Raw genomic sequence first — 15,224 nt, 5'->3', positions numbered from 1 at the left:
CGGTGCCCGGCCCGTGCCCGGCCCACTCGTGCCCACACGGGCCGGTGAGCGGCCACGGGACCGGGAGCGGACTCCGGAACGGGCGAGGGGGCGCCCCGGAGCCATGAGCTCCGGAACGCCCCCTCACCGTCGGGCGTTGGCACCGCGCGCGGTCAGGCGCCGCGCAGCACCGCCCCCGTGCGGTCCGCCGCGGCCGCCACCGCCGCGTCGCGCGCCGCGGAGATCTCCTCGGCGGTCAGTGTGCGGTCCGGGGCGCGGAAGCGCAGCGTGTACGCGAGGGACTTGCGGCCCTCGCCGAGCTGCTCGCCGGTGAACACGTCGAACAGCCGCAGGGACTCCAGGAGCTCCCCGGCGCCGGCGCGCAGTGCGGTGCCGACGTCGGCCGCGGCCACCGAGCCGTCCACGACCAGGGCGACGTCCTGGGTGGCGACGGGGAAGGCCGAGACCCGGGGGGCCCGGAGCGGGCCGGCCCCGGCCCGCTCCAGCAGGTCGAGGTCGATCTCCATGGCGCAGGTGCGCTCGGGCAGCCCGAGGGCCTTGACGGCCCGGGGGTGCAGTTCGCCGGCGTGCCCGACGACCCGCTCCTCACCGCCGACCGACGCGAGCAGCGCCGCGCAGCGGCCGGGGTGCCAGGGGGCGTGCCGGTCCTGGCGGACCGTCAGCTCGGCCCGGGCCTCGCGGGCGACCGTGCGGGCGGCCTCGACGGCGTCGGCCCAGTTCGCCGCGGACCCCTTGCCCCACCAGCCGCCCAGCCGGCGGGCGCCGGAGAGGACGACCGCGACGCGGCGCGGCTGGTCCGGCAGCGCGGCGGCGAGAGCGGCGAGTTCCTCCCCGGTGGGCCGGCGGTCGACGGGCGGCCGCGGGGCGGGCTGTTCCGCGCCGGTCGGCCGGAAGACCAGGCCGGTCTCGAAGAGCGCCAGATCGTGTTCGCCGCGCCCGTCGTTGCGGCGCAGCGCGGCGAGCAGACCGGGCAGCAGGGTGGTGCGCAGCGCGGGCTCGGTGTCGGCGAGCGGGTTGGCCAGCCGCACCACGGCGCGGCGCGGGTCGTCCGCGTCCAGGCCGAGCTGGTCGAAGACGCTCTCCCCGAGGAACGGGTAGCTGAGCGCCTCGGTGAAGCCGGCGCCGGCGAGGGCCCGGCCCACCCGGCGGTGCAGCCGCTGCCGCTCGGTCAGGCCCCGGCCGGCGGGCGGCCTGGGCAGGGTGGAGGGCAGATTGGCGTAGCCCTCCAGCCGGATGACCTCCTCGGCGAGGTCGTTGGGGTCGGTGAGGTCGGGCCGCCAGCTGGGCGCGGTGACGGTGAGTTCGTCCTGCCCGTAGACGTCGCAGCCGATCTGCTGGAGGCGGCGGACGACGGTCTCGCGGCCGTAGGCGACGCCCGCGACGCGGTCGGGGTGGTCCGCGGCGATCCTGACGGTGTGCGGACCGGAGGGGGTGACGACCTCGGTGACCCCGGCCTCCGCGGAGCCGCCGGCGAGCAGCACCAGCAGGTCGACGGCGCGCTGGGCGGCGGCCGAGGCGGCCTCGGGGTCGACGCCGCGCTCGAAGCGCCGGGACGCCTCGGAGGACAGCTTGTGGCGGCGGGCGGTCCGGGCGACCGTCACCGGGTCGAAGTGGGCGGCCTCGATGACGACCTCGGTGGTGCCGCCGGTGACCGAGCCGGTCTCCGGGTCGGCCTCCGCGTCACCGATCTCGGTGTCGGCGCCGCCCATGACGCCGGCGAGCCCGATGGGGCCGCGGCGGTCGGTGATTACCAGGTCCTCGGGGTCGAGGAGGCGCTGGACACCGTCCAGGGTGGTGAGCTTCTCGCCGGGCTCGGCGCGGCGCACGCCGACCGGCCCGTCGAGCCGGGCGCGGTCGTAGGCGTGCAGCGGCTGGCCGAGTTCGAGCATCACGTAGTTGGTGATGTCCACGGCCAGGGAGATGGGCCGCATCCCGGCCTTCTGCAGCCGGCGCCGGAGCCAGACCGGTGAGTGCGCCTCGGGGTCGAGGCCGGTGACCGTCCGGGCGGTGAAGCGGTCGCAGGCGCGCGGGTCGGCGACCTCGACGGGGTGGCCGTGCTCGTTGGGCGCGGGGACGTCGAGCAGGGCCGGGTCGCGCAGCGGGACGCCGTAGGCGGTGGCCGTCTCGCGGGCGATGCCCCGCATCGACAGGCAGTAGCCGCGGTCGGGCGTGACGGCGATGTCCAGCACCTCGTCGACGAGTTCGAGCAGTTCGATCGCGTCGCTGCCCGGCTCGTGCCCCGGCGGGAGGACGATGATGCCCTCGTGGTCGTCGGACATGCCCAGCTCGGCGGCCGAGCAGATCATGCCCTCGGAGACCTTGCCGTAGGTCTTCCGCGCCGAGATGGCGAAGTCGCCCGGGAGCACGGCGCCGGGGAGCACCACGACGACCTTGTCGCCGACGGCGAAATTCCGCGCGCCGCAGACGATGTTCTGCGGCTCGCCGGTGCCGTTGGCGCCGGCGACGTTCACCTGGCAGTAGCGGATGGGCTTCCGGAAGCCGGTGAGCTCCTCGATGGCCAGCACCTCGCCGACCACCAGCGGGCCCTTGAGGCCGGTGCCGAGCTGTTCGACGGTCTCGACCTCCAAGCCGGCGTCGATGAGCCTGGCCTGGACGTCACGACCGGTCTGGCCGGCGGGGAGGTCGACATACTCCCGCAGCCAGCTGAGCGGGACCCGCATCAGATCTCCATCCCGAAGGGCCGGGTGAAGCGCACGTCACCCTCGACCATGTCTCGCATGTCCTCGACGTTGTGGCGGAACATCAGCATCCGTTCGATGCCGAACCCGAAGGCGAATCCGCTGTACTTCTCCGGGTCGACGCCGCAGGCGGTCAGCACCCGCGGGTTGACCATGCCGCAGCCGCCCAGCTCGATCCAGCCCTCGCTGCCGCAGGTGCGGCAGGGGCGGTCCGGGTTGCCGACGGACTCGCCGCGGCAGACGTAGCACTCCATGTCCATCTCGGCGGAGGGCTCGGTGAACGGGAAGTAGTTCGGCCGCAGCCGGGTCGTCATGCCCTCGCCGAAGAGGGACTGGACCATGTGGTCCAGGGTGCCCTTGAGGTCCGCCATGGTCAGGCCCTCGTCCACGGCGAGCAGCTCGACCTGGTGGAAGACCGGGGTGTGGGTGGCGTCCAGCTCGTCGGTGCGGTAGACGCGGCCGGGGCAGATCACGTAGACCGGCGGCTCGCGGTCGAGCATCGAGCGGATCTGCACCGGGGAGGTGTGGGTGCGCAGCACGACGCCGGACTCGTCGCGGCCCCGGGCGGCGGACTCCACGAAGAAGGTGTCCTGCATGGTGCGGGCCGGGTGGTCCGGGGCGATGTTGAGGGCGTCGAAGTTCAGCCACTCCGACTCGACCTCGGGGCCCTCGGCGACCTCGTAGCCCATGGCCACGAAGATGTCCTCGATGCGCTCCATGAGCGTGGTCAGCGGGTGCCGGGCACCGGCCGGTTCGCGGTCGTGCGGCAGGGTGACGTCCACCGCCTCCTCGACCAGCACGCGCTCGTCGCGCTCGGCCTCCAGCTCCTCCTGGCGGACCCCCAGCGCACGCTTCACCTCGCCGCGGGCGCTGCCGACGCGCTTGCCGGCGTCGGCCTTGGCGTGCGGCGGGAGGGCGCCGATCTCGCGGTTGGCGAGGGCGAGCGGCGAGCGGTCACCGGCGTGGGCCACCTTCGCCTCGTGCAGGGCCGCGAGATCCCCGGCGGCGGCGATGGCGGCGAGCGCCTCGTCCCGCATCCGGGCGATCTGTTCCGGTTTCAGTGCCTCGACCTCGACAGGGTCGTACGACTTATTGGGTGCCGACATCTCTTCCCGTGTTTCCGATTGGCTGGCTGCGCGGCCCGTGCTCGGTGGCTCGCCGGCTGCCGGAGCAGCCCTGGGTGCCACCGCCCGAGTCTACGGGGCGCGGGGGACGGGGAAGCCCGCGGCCGCTCAGGCCAGGAAGGACGGAACGGCGACGGGCAGGGTAAATCGGAAGCGGGCGCCGCCGCCGGGGGCGCGGCCGACCTCGATCGTCCCGCCGTGGGCCTCCACGATCCCCTTGACGATGTACAGGCCCAGGCCGGTGCCGCCGCGCTTGCTGCCCCGCCAGAAGCGGGTGAAGACGCGGCTCATCGACTCCTCGGGGATCCCGGGGCCCTCATCGCTCACGGTGACGGACGTTCCCTCATTCGGCGGGTCGGCGGCTGACACCTCGATGGTGACGGTTCCCTCGCCGTGGCGCACGGCATTTTCCAGCAGATTGCCGAGGACCTGGTCCACCTTGTCCGGATCCGCCCAGAGCGCCGGCAGCGGCCCCGCGACGCGGACGGTGAAACGGTCCTCCGGCTCCCCCGCGCCGACGTGCGCCGCGACATGGCGGCGGACGGCGGCGGCCATGTCCACCGGCTGCCGGTGTATCTCCAGCCGGCCGGAGTCGATCCGGGAGATGTCGAGCAGTTCCGCGATGAGCCGGGTGACGCGGTCGGCGTCGGCGTCGACCGTCTCCAGCATCAGCCGTTTCTGGTCGTCCGTGAACCGTTCCCACTTGGCGAGCAGGGTGGCGGTGAAGCCCTTGACGGAGGTGAGCGGCGACCGCAGCTCGTGGGCGACGGTGGCGATCAGCTCGGCGTGGCTCCGCTCGGTGCGGCGCCGGGCCTCGGTGCCGCGCAGGGAGATCACGAGCCGGTGCACCGGGCCCAGCCGGCGGCGGCGTATGTAACGGGCGGAGACCAGCACCTCACGGCCGCCCGGGAGTAAGAGGTTCCGCTCGGGCTGGCCGACCCGGGTGGCCAGCCCGCCGTACGGGTCGGTGCACGCCCACCAGCGGCGGCCCTCCAGATCCTCCAGCGGCAGCGCCCGCTCCAGCGGCAGGCCCAGCACCTGGGAGGGCCGGAGCCCGGTGATCCTCCCGGCCGCGGCGTTGAAGCAGATGAGGCGGCCGTTCTCGTCGGCGACGGCCAGGCCGTCGGGCAGGTCGTCCGGGTCGAGGCCGAGGGCGGTCAGCCCGGGGGTCCAGTCGGCCGCCGAGACCGGCGGCCCGGTGTCCGGCACCGGCCGCCCCGAAGTCCTGACGTCCCTCACCGCACCCCCTGAAGTCGGCCCCGGGCCGCAACCCTACTAGCTGAAAGTGACGGAGCGGCACCCTCCGGAAGCACGCTGCGCACGGGCCGAGGCATAGAGGCATACGGCCGCGGCGGTCGCGAGGTTCAGACTCTCGGCCTTTCCGTGGACCGGAACCCGTACCACCGCGTCGGCGAGGGCGCGGGTCTCCTCGGGCAGGCCCCAGGCCTCGTTGCCGAAGATCCACGCGGTGGGGCCGCCCATGGTGCCGGCGTCCAGCTCGCCGTCGAGGTCCCGCTCCCCCGCGCCGTCGGCGGCCAGGACGCGCAGCCCGGCGTCCCGCAGCCCGCTCACCACCCGCTCGACCGGCACGCCGACGGCGACGGGGAGGTGGAAGACGCTGCCGACCGAGGCCCGTACCGCCTTGGGGTTGTAGAGGTCGACGGAGGCGTCGGTGAGGACGACGGCGTCGGCGCCCGCGGCGTCCGCGCAGCGCAGCACGGTGCCGGCGTTGCCGGGGTCGCGGACGTTCGCCAGCACGGCGACCAGCCGGGGCCGGGCGGCGGCGATCTCCTCGAAGGGCGAGTCCAGGAAGCGGCAGACCCCGACCAGCCCCTGCGGCGTGACGGTCTGCGAGAGGTCCGCCAGCACCTCGGCGGAGGCCGTGTGGACCCGGGCACCGGAACCGCGGGCGGCGGCGACGAGGTCCGGGTACCGCTCGGCGGCCTCGGCGGTGGTGAACAGCTCGGTCAGGGTGGGTTCGCCGCCGGTGCGGTGCGCCACGGCCTCCCGTACGGCCTGCGGGCCCTCGGCGATGAACCGGCGCTCCTTGCTCCGGAAGTTCCGCCGGGCCAGCCGGCGGGCGGCGGCGACGCGGGGGGAGCGCGGGGAGATCAGCTCGGGGGTGCCCATGGGCGGCGGCTCGCTTCGTTCTCGGTGCGGTCGGTGCGTGCGTGCGGCGGGTGCGGTGCCCGGCGCTCGTGCGGTGCGCGGCGGACGGGCCCGGCCGGGGCCGCCCGCCGCAAAAGAGCGGACCCGCAGGCAGGGCCTGCGGGTCCGCTGAAGCCTCTCGGCCGGCGCCTGCGGATCAGGCAGCGGCCTTCGGGGCGTTGACGTCGCTCGGCAGCGCCTTCTGGGCCACCTCGACCAGCGCGGCGAAGGCGTTGGCGTCGTTCACCGCGAGCTCGGCCAGGATCTTGCGGTCCACCTCGACGTTGGCGGCCTTCAGACCCTGGATGAAGCGGTTGTAGGTGATGCCGTTGGCGCGGGCCGCGGCGTTGATCCGCTGGATCCACAGCTGCCGGAAGTCGCCCTTGCGCTTCTTGCGGTCGTTGTAGTTGTAGACCAGGGAGTGGGTGACCTGCTCCTTGGCCTTGCGGTACAGGCGGGACCGCTGGCCCCGGTAACCGCTGGCCTGCTCGAGGATCGCCCGGCGCTTCTTGTGGGCGTTGACTGCCCGCTTGACGCGTGCCACTTGTTTAACTCCTTGTACGGGGCCGCGGGATGGTCACGCGGCCCGGATCGACGGGTCCCGGTTCTGCGGCGCACCGCCCCGGTCCGCGTCCCTGGGGACGCCCGGGGCGGTCTGCGTCACTTGCCGAGAAGCTTCTTGATCTTCTTGGCGTCGGCCGGGGCCATCTCGGTCTTGCCGGCAAGACGGCGCGTCAGGGTGGACGGCTTGTGCTCGAGAAGGTGGCGGCGACCGGCGCGCTGGCGCATCACCTTGCCGGAGCCGGTGAGCTTGAAGCGCTTGCGTGCACCACTGTGCGTCTTGTTCTTCGGCATGTCGCCGTTCTCTCCTCGTAGGTGGCGCCTCCCCGGTCCGGAGGACCGGCCTGCGGAAGCGTCAGTTGGTTCGGTTGGTGTCCGGGACGGCCGTCCCGGACGGGGTTCCCGCGCGGGCCCACCGGGCCCGCGGCCGCGGGCGCCCCGGGGCTTACGACGCCTCGGCGGGCTCCTCGGCGGGCTGCTGCTCGCCGGCGGCCTCCGCCTTGCGGGCCGCCTTCAGCTCGCGGGCTTCGGCCATCGCCTCGGTCTTCTTCTTGTGCGGACCGAGAACCATGATCATGTTCCGGCCGTCCTGCTTGGGATTGGACTCGACGAAGCCCAGGTCCTGGACGTCCTCCGCGAGCCGCTGGAGCAGCCGGAAGCCCAGCTCGGGGCGGGACTGCTCGCGCCCGCGGAACATGATCGTGATCTTGACCTTGTCGCCCTGCTTGAGGAACCGGACGACGTGACCCTTTTTGGTGTCGTAGTCGTGCGGATCGATCTTCGGCCGGAGCTTCATCTCCTTGATGACCGTGTGCGCCTGGTTCTTGCGCGCCTCACGGGCCTTCATGGCCGACTCGTACTTGAACTTCCCGTAGTCCATGAGCTTGCACACGGGGGGACGGGCGTTCGCCGCCACCTCGACAAGGTCGAGGTCGTACTCCTGTGCGAGCTCCAGTGCCTTGGCAAGCGGCACGATGCCGACCTGCTCGCCACTGGGACCGACGAGTCGTACCTCGGGGACTCGGATCCGGTCGTTGATGCGGGGCTCGGCGCTGATGGGGCCTCCTCGGTTAGCACCCACGCGACCGTCTGGCGGACAGCCGCGTAACGTCTGATCTGACGACCACCGCGCGGCACGCAAAAACGCCCCGGACGGGACACAGGCGGAGCTCCGCGGAAACCGGGAGCACCACCACGGTTCACCGTGGGGCGCATCGGCGGTACCGCCCGGCCGCGACCGCGAGCCGAAGGGCACTGCCTGACCGGTGACCCGCCGGCCGCGAAGCCGGTCAGGTGGGAGAACGGAGCCTCCACTTGTGGGTCGGTCACATGAGTGTCCGACCGGTCGTGCATCCAATATACCAGCGCCCGGGCCGCCCGTCGCACCGGCTCCGGCGGGCTCTAGGCTGAGGGCGTCCCCTCCATTCGAAAGTGAAGCCGAGCCATGAGTGACGTTCCTCCGCAGCAGCCCGCCTCCCCCGGACCCGGCGAGCCCGGCCCCGACTTCGACAGCATGACCCGGGACATCGCGGAGGTCCCCGCCGTCGAGGTGATCACGACGGTGGCGGTGCACCTGATGAGCGCCGCGGCGGTCAACCTCGGCCTCGCCGAGGAGGGCCCGGAGCACAAGGACCTGGACGAGGCCCGGAAGCTGATCACCGCGCTGGCCGGGCTGGTCACGGCCGGCGCCACCGAGGTCGGCTCGTACCACGCCTCACCGCTGCGGGACGGGCTCAAGTCGCTCCAGCTCGCCTTCCGCGAGGCCTCCGTGGTGCCGGACGAGCCGGGCCAGGGCCCGGGCGAGAAGTTCACCGGGCCCGTCCTCGGCTGAGGACGGGGGACGGGAGGGCCGGGGCGCCCGGCGAGCCGTCCGGCCGACGGCACACCGGCCGTACGCACCTACGGGCACCGGGGCCCGGGCCGGTCACCGCCGGCCGCCCCCGGCGTCCGCGGCCGCGGCCTCGTCGGCGATCTGCCGCGGCTCCCCGGCCGGGTGCGTCACCGCGTGCACGACCGCGGCCAGCGCCCCGCCGGCCAGCGGCGCCAGGATGAAGAGCCAGAGCTGCGCCAGGGCGTCCGGGCCGGCGAAGATCGCGGGGCCGATGGACCGGGCCGGGTTCACGGACGTACCGGTGAGCGGGATGCCGACGAGATGGACCGCGGCCAGCGCCAGGCCCATCGCCAGGCCGTCGAAGCCGACCACCGCGACCCGGTGGGTGACGTCCAGGATCACGTAGACCAGCAGGAAGGTCAGGACGGTCTCGGCGATCAGCGCGCCGAAGGTGTTGACGCCGACCGGCGAGCGGTAGCCGTAGCCGTTGCTGCCGAAGGCGCCGCTCGTCTCCAGGCCCGGTACCTGCTTGGCCAGGATGAACAGCAGCAGCGCTCCGGTGATGCCGCCCAGCACCTGCGCCACCCAGTACTCGACGGCCGCGCGCGGGGAGAGCCGCCCGGCCATCAGCATGCCGAGGGTGACCGCCGGGTTGATGTGGCAGCCGGAGACCGGGCCCAGCGCGTAGGCCAGGGCCAGAAGAGTGAAGCCGAAGGTCAGGGCGATGCCGACGGTGCCGATGTACTCGGCACCGAGCACGGCCGAACCCACCGCGAAGAACACCAGCAGCAGCGTGCCCAGGAACTCGGACACGGCTTTGCGCGCATCCATGACGCCCTCCTCACAGAGATCATGACGACTCTCCGCATTGTGGGGCGTTTTCGGACGTTACGCCTCCCGGGTGAAGAGCGGCTCCCCCGGCAGCGGGGTGCCCTCCGGGAGCGGCGCCAGGTCCAGCCCGCGCACCAGCCGGGCCCGCAGCACCTCGTCGGCGGCGAGCGCGCCCGCCACCCGCCGGGTGGCCTCGCGGGCGTCCGCCTCCGGAGCGAGGACGAGCGCGAGGGTCCCGTCGGTCTCCCGCGCGGGGACGAGCCGGGCCCGGACGACGTCCGGCTCGGCGGCCAGCACCGCGCGCAGCGCGTCCCGGACGGCGGGGTCCGCGAGCGGGTCGGCGCTCTCCCGGCCCTCGGCCAGCGCCAGCAGCGCCGGGCCGGTGAGCTCGTACGGCACCGGGCCGGCCAGGTCCAGGACCACGGTGTCGGCCTGCTCGTGGGCGGCGGCCCGCAGCGCCTGGCGGAACGGTACGGCGACCGGCCGGGCCTCCGGGTCCCAGCGGGCCAGCGCCTCGGTGGAGGTGAAGGCCGGCAGGGCGCGGCGGCCGCCGGGGGCCCGGAGGGTGGGCACGGCCATGTCGCTGGTCTTCTCCCGGCGCAGGCCGTCCGCGCCGGTCTCGGTCTCGCCGAGCACGGCGACGACCGGGACCAGCAGGCGGGTACCGGGCAGCGCGGACAGCACCGCGGGCTCGGCCGCGCGGTCGCCGGCGTAGGCCGTGAGGGCGGCGGCGAGCCGGGGGTCGGCGGAGCCGTCGTCGTCGGAGAAGGGGGATTCCGGGATGTTCTTGAGGGCCACGGGTCGAGGGTATCGGCCGGTCCGCCGGCCCCCGGCCCGGGTCCGCCGCCCCGTAGAAGCCCTGCTCAGCGCAGGGGGAAGAGGAGGTCCGGGTCGCGGTTGCGGCGGCCGGCGTGCCAGAGGACGCCCGCGGTGGCGAGGAGGGCGCCGCCCGCCACGGCGGCGGACGTGGCCGGCAGGGCACCGCCGCCGTCGCCGTCCCCGTCGCCGGCCGGGCCCGCGCCGAAGTAGCGCTTCTGGTACGGGACGGGGCTCGGCTTCTGCGGGCGCGGGGTGAGGTCGCCGCCGGCCCGGATCGCCGCGGCCGGGTCGACCATGCCCCGCCCCAGGGCGTCGTCGCGGCCGCCGGGTGGCGAGTCCCGGGCGGTGTCCTCCAGCAGCTTCTTGACCTGCGCGGGGCTCAGCCCGGGGTGGGCCGAGCGGACCAGGGCCGCCGAGCCGGAGACGAACGCGGCGGCGGCGCTGGTGCCCCAGCCCTCGTAGTAGCGGCGGTCCGGGTCGGCTATGACGACGTCCACGCCGGGGGCGCAGACGGTGGCGTACCAGCGGCGGGTGGAGAAGGGCGCGCGGGCGCCGAAGCGGTCGACGGCGGTCACGGCGATGACGCCGGGGTAGGCCGCGGGGTAGGAGACCCGGTCGCCGTCCTCGCCGCCGTTGCCGGCGGAGGCGACCACCACGGCGCCCTTGGCGAGGGCGTACTGCACGGCGGAGTCCTCGCCCGGCTCGGGGTGCGCGGACTCGCTGTCGTCGCCGAGGGACAGGTTGATCACGTCGGCGCCCTGGTCCGCCGCCCAGCGGATGCCCTCGGCGAGCGCGCCGCCGCGGTTGCCGCGGGCCCGCTTACGGGCGGGGTCGCTGTCCTCCAGGATGACCCGGACCGGGAGGATCTTGGCGCGCGGGGCGACGCCGAGGACCCCGTCGCCGTTGCCGGGACCGTGCCCGTGGCCCGCGATGATCCCGGCCATGGCGGTGCCGTGCCGGGCCCAGGCGCGGTCGCCGGGCCGCGCCCCGAAGCCGATGAAGTCCTTGCCCTGCAGCACCTGGCCGGTGAGATCCGGGTGGTCGCCGTCGACGCCGGTGTCGAGGACGGCGACCGTGACGCCCTCCCCCTGAGTGGTCCGCCAGGCCCGCTCGGTGCGGAGCGCGTCCAGGGCCCACTCCTGGTCGCGTATGGCGTCGGCGTGGGCCGGGGACACACCCGAGGCCGCGGCGGTGGCCGCGAGGGCCAGGAGGAGCGCGGCGGCGGCCCGGCGCACCCGCCCGGCCGGCCGTCGGGCGGCGGGCCCGCGCCGGGGCCGGCCGGCGCCGCGGGCGGCCGGTCCGGTGGTCTTCCGCCACCGCGCCCGGCTCCGCGCGGACGGGGCGGCGGGCGGCGCCGGGAGGTCCCGCGGGCGGTCGTGCGGGGTGCGGTCCGGAGTCATCCGCGCTCCTCCTCGGTGGCGGCGTCGCGGAAGCCGCGTTCCACGCGGTCCGCGACACCCCGGGCGTCATGGCCGAGGCCGGCCTGGGCGGGGGCGGCGGTCGCGCCCTCGGCGGTGGCCTCCTCGGCGGAGAGCCGGTCGCTCACCGTCCGGCCGTCGGCGAAGCCGGAGACGGCGTAGACGACGGCCGGGAGGTCCGGCAGCACGCGGACGGTCCAGGAAGCGCGCTGTGCGTCGCCGAAGTCCTCGGCCGGGGTGTCCGGCGCGGCGTACGGACGCGGGATCAGGTCGGCGCGGTCGCCGAGGTCCTCCCGTTCGAAGCGGTCGTGGAGCGCCTTCATGGCGGCCCGGTCGGTCCGGGTGACGACCAGTCCGACGGTGGTGACGCTGCTGCTGGTCGCGTCCACGTAGGTGGCGCGCAGCAGGCGTTCGCAGCCGGCCGGGGAGAGGACCTTGGCCAGCAGCGGGTCGAAGGCCGCGGCGCAGTCACCGTCCGGGGCGACGGCGATCCGGACCCAGGTGCGGTCGGTGCCGCCGGGGCCCGCGCCGTCGCCGGAGAGCGAGCGGGGGAAGATCTCGTCGACCGGGACGCTGTGCCAGAGCTCGCGTGCCCGGGTGAACTCGCTTCCCGCGGCGGTCTGTTCGCCGGTGCCGCCGGTCAGCCAGCTTCCCGCGGCGGCCCCGCCGAGCAGGCCGAGGCCGAGGACGAGGCAGCCGGCGATGCCGGCGGTGCGCACCGGCGGCCGTATCCGCGCCAGCCGTTCGGCCACCGCCCGGGGGGTGAGGCGGCGGAGCCGCTGCCGGAGCGGGAGGCGGGGCAGTTCGCGGCCGCGCCCGTCGCGTCCGTCCTGCCGGCCGCCGTCCCAGTTCTCCCAGTCCTCCCAGGCGAAGCGGGGGCGGGGCGCGCCGCCGGGCGGAGCCGTCCGGTCCGTCCCGGTGGTGCCGCCGTGCCCGGACGCGGGGGGTGCCGGGGCGAACCAGCTCTCCTGCGGTGCGGGCGGCGGCTGTTGGGGCTGCGGGGGCACGCCCGGGCGGGGCGGGGCACCGGCCGGGCGCGGGGGTGCCGGGGGCCGCGGTGGCGTGCCCCGTGGCGGTGCGGGGGCGTCCGCGGGTCCCGGCGGAGCGGCGGGCGGGTGCGGGGGCGGGCCGGGCCAGGGCGGCGGGCTGCCGGGCGGCGGGGGCGGGAAGTCCTCGGACCGGCGGGCGGACGCGCGTGGGGCCTCGGCGCTCATCCGCCCCCCTTCGGTTCGTGCTCGCCCGGGCCGCTGGTCACCTTGCGGGGCAGGCCTTTTCATGGTCGGTCATGCCACCGGCAACCGGAAGGCCGTGGCATGGGCGTCACTCTACGACGCGGAACCACCGGCGCGGCAACCGAAGCGGCTGCTTGGCCGGTTTGCCCGGGCCGTCCCCCTACCCAGCGGTAATGCCGTCTGGCAGGGTGACCGCATGGCCGCCCCGCACCGAGACAGGACCCGCTACGACCGGGCCACCGACCGCTTCGACGCCCCTCTGGCGATCGTCGACCTGGCGGCTTTCGACGCCAATGCCGCCGATCTCGTCCGCCGCGCCGGGGGCAAACCGCTCCGGGTGGCGTCCAAGTCGGTGCGCTGCCGAACCCTGTTGGACCGGGTGCTGGCGCTGGACGGTTTCCGCGGCGTGATGTCCTTCACCCTGGCCGAGTCGCTGTGGCTGGCCCGCTCCGGAACGGCGGACGTGCTGCTGGCATATCCCTCGGCGGACCGGGCGCGGTTCGCCGAACTGACGGCCGACCCCAAGCTCGCGGGCGCGGTGACCGTCATGGTGGACGACACCCGCCAGCTCGATCTGATCGACGCGGCGCGGGGCGGGGACGGCCGCCAGGAGGTCCGGGTCTGCCTGGAACTGGACACCTCGCTGTGGCTGCTGGGCGGGCGGGTCCGCATCGGTCCGCGGCGCTCGCCGCTGCACGCGCCGGAGCGGCTGGCGGAGCTGGCCCGCGCGGTCGTCCGCCGTCCCGGCTTCCGGCTGGTGGGGCTGATGGCGTACGAGGGGCATGTGGCCGGGGTGGGTGACGCGGTGGCGGGCCGGCCGCTGCGCTCCCGGGCGGTGCGGCTGATGCAGGCTGCGGCGCGGCGGGAGCTCGCGGCCCGGCGGGCGGAGGCGGTGCGCGCGGTACGGGACGTGGCGCCGGAGCTGGAGTTCGTCAACGGCGGCGGCACGGGCAGCGTGCAGCACACGGCGGCCGAGGACGCGGTGACGGAGATCGCCGCGGGCTCGGGCCTGTTCATGCCGCGGCTGTTCGACGACTACACCTCGTTCCGGGGCCGTCCGGCGGCGCTCTTCGCGCTGCCCGTCGTCCGCCGCCCGGGGCCCGGGGTCGCGACCGTGCTGGGCGGCGGCTATCCGGCGTCCGGCGCGGCGGGGCGGGACCGGCTGCCCGTGCCGCACCTCCCGGAGGGGCTGCGCTACGAGCCGCGGGAGGGCGCCGGGGAGGTGCAGACGCCGCTGCTGGGCCGGGCGGCGGACGAGCTGGCGATCGGCGACAAGGTGTGGTTCCGGCACGCCAAGGCCGGTGAACTGTGCGAGCGGTTCGAGGAGTTGCTGCTGGTCGAGGACGACCGGGTGGTCGCCTCGGTGCCGACGTACCGGGGCGAGGGGCAGACCTTCCTCTGACCGTTCCCGCCGGGCCCGCGGTCGGGCCCGGCTCCCGGCTCAGACCTCGCGTCCGGCTGTCCCCCCGGGCCCGGTCAGCGGTTCGACGCCCGCGGTGATCGCGTCCATCTCCGAGAGGTCCGGCGCCTTCTCACTCGCGTCGAAGCCGAAGCGGATGACCACGAACCTCTCCGGGTCCAGCGGCGAGGGGAAGGCGACCGACTGCACATAGCCGCCCGCGCCCTCGGCCGTGGAGAGCTTCCAGCGCACCAGATGCCCCTGCTCGCCCGCGACCGTGACCGGTTCGGACTTCACCTCCTTGCGCGAGGTGATGCCGCCGTAGGCGTCGCTGCCGCTGCTGGGGCTCTTGCCGTAGGAGGCCTCGGCGTTCTTCGCGATGTCCTCCTCGGCGACGCCCTTGGCCGTGGTGGCCTTGTGGCCCTCCGCCGCCTGGGAGTTGACGCCGCCGCGGACGCACTTGAGCTTCTTGTCGCCGGGGCAGGGGTACGGGCCCGTGGTGAGGCCCGCCCCGTTGGTGCCGCTGCGGCCCTCCCAGCCCTCGGGCACGGGGAGGTAGATGCCGTTGAGGGCATCCATGGCACGGTCGCCGGACCCGGGCGGTTCCCCGCCGCCGTCCGGGGAGCCGTCCGGGGAGGCCTCGGGGCCGCCGTCGCCGCCGTCCGGCAGGGACGGGGAGGGGACGGTGGGGACGGGCCGGTCGGAGAGGCCCGGCCCGGGTGAGGACGCCGTGCCGGAGTCCTCGCCGTCCAGCAGGACGATGCCGCCGGCGATGGCCGCGACCAGCACCACCGCCGCGGTGACCAGCACGGCGAGTTTCGTGCCGCGCGAGGCGCCGGGGGACGTCTGCCGGTCCCGGATGCCGTACGGAGGCAGGTCCGGCGGCTCGGGCGGGCCGAAGCCGGCCGTGCCGCCGAAGCCGCCCGGCGGGGTCGCCGCGGCCGGGGCGGCGGCCTGTGCCTGCCGGGTGTGGTCGGTCCAGCCGGAACCGTCCCACCAGCGTTCCAGTGCCGGGCCGCCGCCCGTGTGTCCGGGGTCCGGGTACCAGCCGGGGGGTGTCGTCATGCTCACGCGATCAGCCTACGGCGGACGGTTACGGTTCGTACACCAGTCCTCGCGGCCGGCATCCCCCGTACCACCGTGCCCGTACCGCCCCGCCCCG

General features: G+C 75.2%; 14 protein-coding genes. 2 read left to right on the top strand and 12 right to left on the bottom strand.

The features are described 5' to 3' along the window. Positions 1-152: 152 nt before the first annotated feature. The 7 genes from pheT to infC form a co-directional block, all read right to left on the bottom strand. On the bottom strand, positions 153-2,681 hold the full coding sequence (pheT, locus tag SXIN_RS26455) for a phenylalanine--tRNA ligase subunit beta (RefSeq protein ID WP_095757636.1): 2,529 nt from the start codon (positions 2,679-2,681) through the stop codon (positions 153-155). After that, a complete protein-coding gene (gene pheS, locus SXIN_RS26450; protein WP_019708834.1) occupies positions 2,681-3,805 on the bottom strand; it encodes a phenylalanine--tRNA ligase subunit alpha in 1,125 nt (374 codons plus the stop codon). The genes pheT and pheS overlap by 1 nt, the downstream gene beginning before the upstream one ends. 126 nt (positions 3,806-3,931) lie before the next feature. Further along, entirely contained in the window at positions 3,932-5,032 is a 1,101-nt protein-coding gene (locus tag SXIN_RS26445) for a sensor histidine kinase (RefSeq protein WP_019708835.1), read from the bottom strand. Between the two features lie 66 nt (positions 5,033-5,098). Next, the gene (locus SXIN_RS26440; RefSeq protein ID WP_019708836.1) at positions 5,099-5,953 is read right to left on the bottom strand and encodes a TrmH family RNA methyltransferase; all 855 of its coding nucleotides are present in this window, start codon (positions 5,951-5,953) and stop codon (positions 5,099-5,101) included. A gap of 175 nt (positions 5,954-6,128) precedes the next feature. After that, a complete protein-coding gene (gene rplT / locus SXIN_RS26435) occupies positions 6,129-6,515 on the bottom strand; it encodes a 50S ribosomal protein L20 (protein ID WP_017945472.1) in 387 nt (128 codons plus the stop codon). Between the two features lie 116 nt (positions 6,516-6,631). Beyond that, the gene (rpmI, locus tag SXIN_RS26430) at positions 6,632-6,826 is read right to left on the bottom strand and encodes a 50S ribosomal protein L35 (protein ID WP_019708837.1); all 195 of its coding nucleotides are present in this window, start codon (positions 6,824-6,826) and stop codon (positions 6,632-6,634) included. 151 nt (positions 6,827-6,977) lie between these two features. Then, positions 6,978-7,613: a translation initiation factor IF-3 gene (gene infC, locus SXIN_RS26425; protein ID WP_095757635.1), complete on the bottom strand. Its 636-nt coding sequence runs from the start codon at positions 7,611-7,613 to the stop codon at positions 6,978-6,980. Between the two features lie 363 nt (positions 7,614-7,976). Between infC and SXIN_RS26420 the strand changes: the two genes are divergently transcribed. After that, positions 7,977-8,363 (top strand): DUF1844 domain-containing protein, encoded by a 387-nt coding sequence (locus SXIN_RS26420; RefSeq protein WP_019708839.1) that lies wholly within the window; start codon positions 7,977-7,979, stop codon positions 8,361-8,363. 93 nt (positions 8,364-8,456) lie between these two features. Here SXIN_RS26420 and SXIN_RS26415 read toward each other — a convergent pair whose 3' ends face one another. The 4 genes from SXIN_RS26415 to SXIN_RS26400 form a co-directional block, all read right to left on the bottom strand. Then, a complete protein-coding gene (locus SXIN_RS26415) occupies positions 8,457-9,194 on the bottom strand; it encodes an aquaporin (protein WP_095757634.1) in 738 nt (245 codons plus the stop codon). A 57-nt stretch (positions 9,195-9,251) separates the two neighbouring features. Then, positions 9,252-9,992, bottom strand: coding sequence for an SseB family protein (locus SXIN_RS26410; RefSeq protein ID WP_095757633.1), 741 nt, complete (start codon positions 9,990-9,992; stop codon positions 9,252-9,254). A gap of 65 nt (positions 9,993-10,057) precedes the next feature. Beyond that, a complete protein-coding gene (mycP, locus tag SXIN_RS26405; RefSeq protein WP_420341096.1) occupies positions 10,058-11,248 on the bottom strand; it encodes a type VII secretion-associated serine protease mycosin in 1,191 nt (396 codons plus the stop codon). A gap of 161 nt (positions 11,249-11,409) precedes the next feature. After that, positions 11,410-12,438: a hypothetical protein gene (locus SXIN_RS26400; protein ID WP_157916344.1), complete on the bottom strand. Its 1,029-nt coding sequence runs from the start codon at positions 12,436-12,438 to the stop codon at positions 11,410-11,412. Positions 12,439-12,859: 421 nt separating this feature from the next. Between SXIN_RS26400 and SXIN_RS26395 the strand changes: the two genes are divergently transcribed. Then, complete coding sequence (locus SXIN_RS26395; RefSeq protein ID WP_095757631.1) at positions 12,860-14,065, top strand: amino acid deaminase/aldolase; 1,206 nt, start codon at positions 12,860-12,862, stop codon at positions 14,063-14,065. 39 nt (positions 14,066-14,104) lie between these two features. Here the strand turns inward: SXIN_RS26395 and SXIN_RS26390 are convergent, their stop codons facing one another. Continuing rightward, positions 14,105-15,127 (bottom strand): DUF2510 domain-containing protein, encoded by a 1,023-nt coding sequence (locus SXIN_RS26390; RefSeq protein ID WP_095757630.1) that lies wholly within the window; start codon positions 15,125-15,127, stop codon positions 14,105-14,107. Positions 15,128-15,224: the final 97 nt, after the last annotated feature.

It is taken from the genome of Streptomyces xinghaiensis S187 (assembly GCF_000220705.2).
GTDB lineage: Bacteria > Actinomycetota > Actinomycetes > Streptomycetales > Streptomycetaceae > Streptomyces > Streptomyces xinghaiensis.
This window is presented reverse-complemented; position numbering and strand designations above follow the sequence as displayed.

Bases quoted from the DNA above. Each gene is read 5' to 3' on its own strand.
- pheT (WP_095757636.1), bottom strand. From the start codon at position 2,681: ATGCGGGTCCCGCTCAGCTGGCTGCGGGAGTATGTCGACCTCCCCGCC.
- pheS (WP_019708834.1), bottom strand. From the start codon at position 3,805: ATGTCGGCACCCAATAAGTCGTACGACCCTGTCGAGGTCGAGGCACTG.
- SXIN_RS26440 (WP_019708836.1), bottom strand. From the start codon at position 5,953: ATGGGCACCCCCGAGCTGATCTCCCCGCGCTCCCCCCGCGTCGCCGCC.
- rpmI (WP_019708837.1), bottom strand. From the start codon at position 6,826: ATGCCGAAGAACAAGACGCACAGTGGTGCACGCAAGCGCTTCAAGCTC.
- SXIN_RS26420 (WP_019708839.1), top strand. From the start codon at position 7,977: ATGAGTGACGTTCCTCCGCAGCAGCCCGCCTCCCCCGGACCCGGCGAG.
- SXIN_RS26415 (WP_095757634.1), bottom strand. From the start codon at position 9,194: ATGGATGCGCGCAAAGCCGTGTCCGAGTTCCTGGGCACGCTGCTGCTG.
- SXIN_RS26395 (WP_095757631.1), top strand. From the start codon at position 12,860: ATGGCCGCCCCGCACCGAGACAGGACCCGCTACGACCGGGCCACCGAC.
- SXIN_RS26390 (WP_095757630.1), bottom strand. From the start codon at position 15,127: ATGACGACACCCCCCGGCTGGTACCCGGACCCCGGACACACGGGCGGC.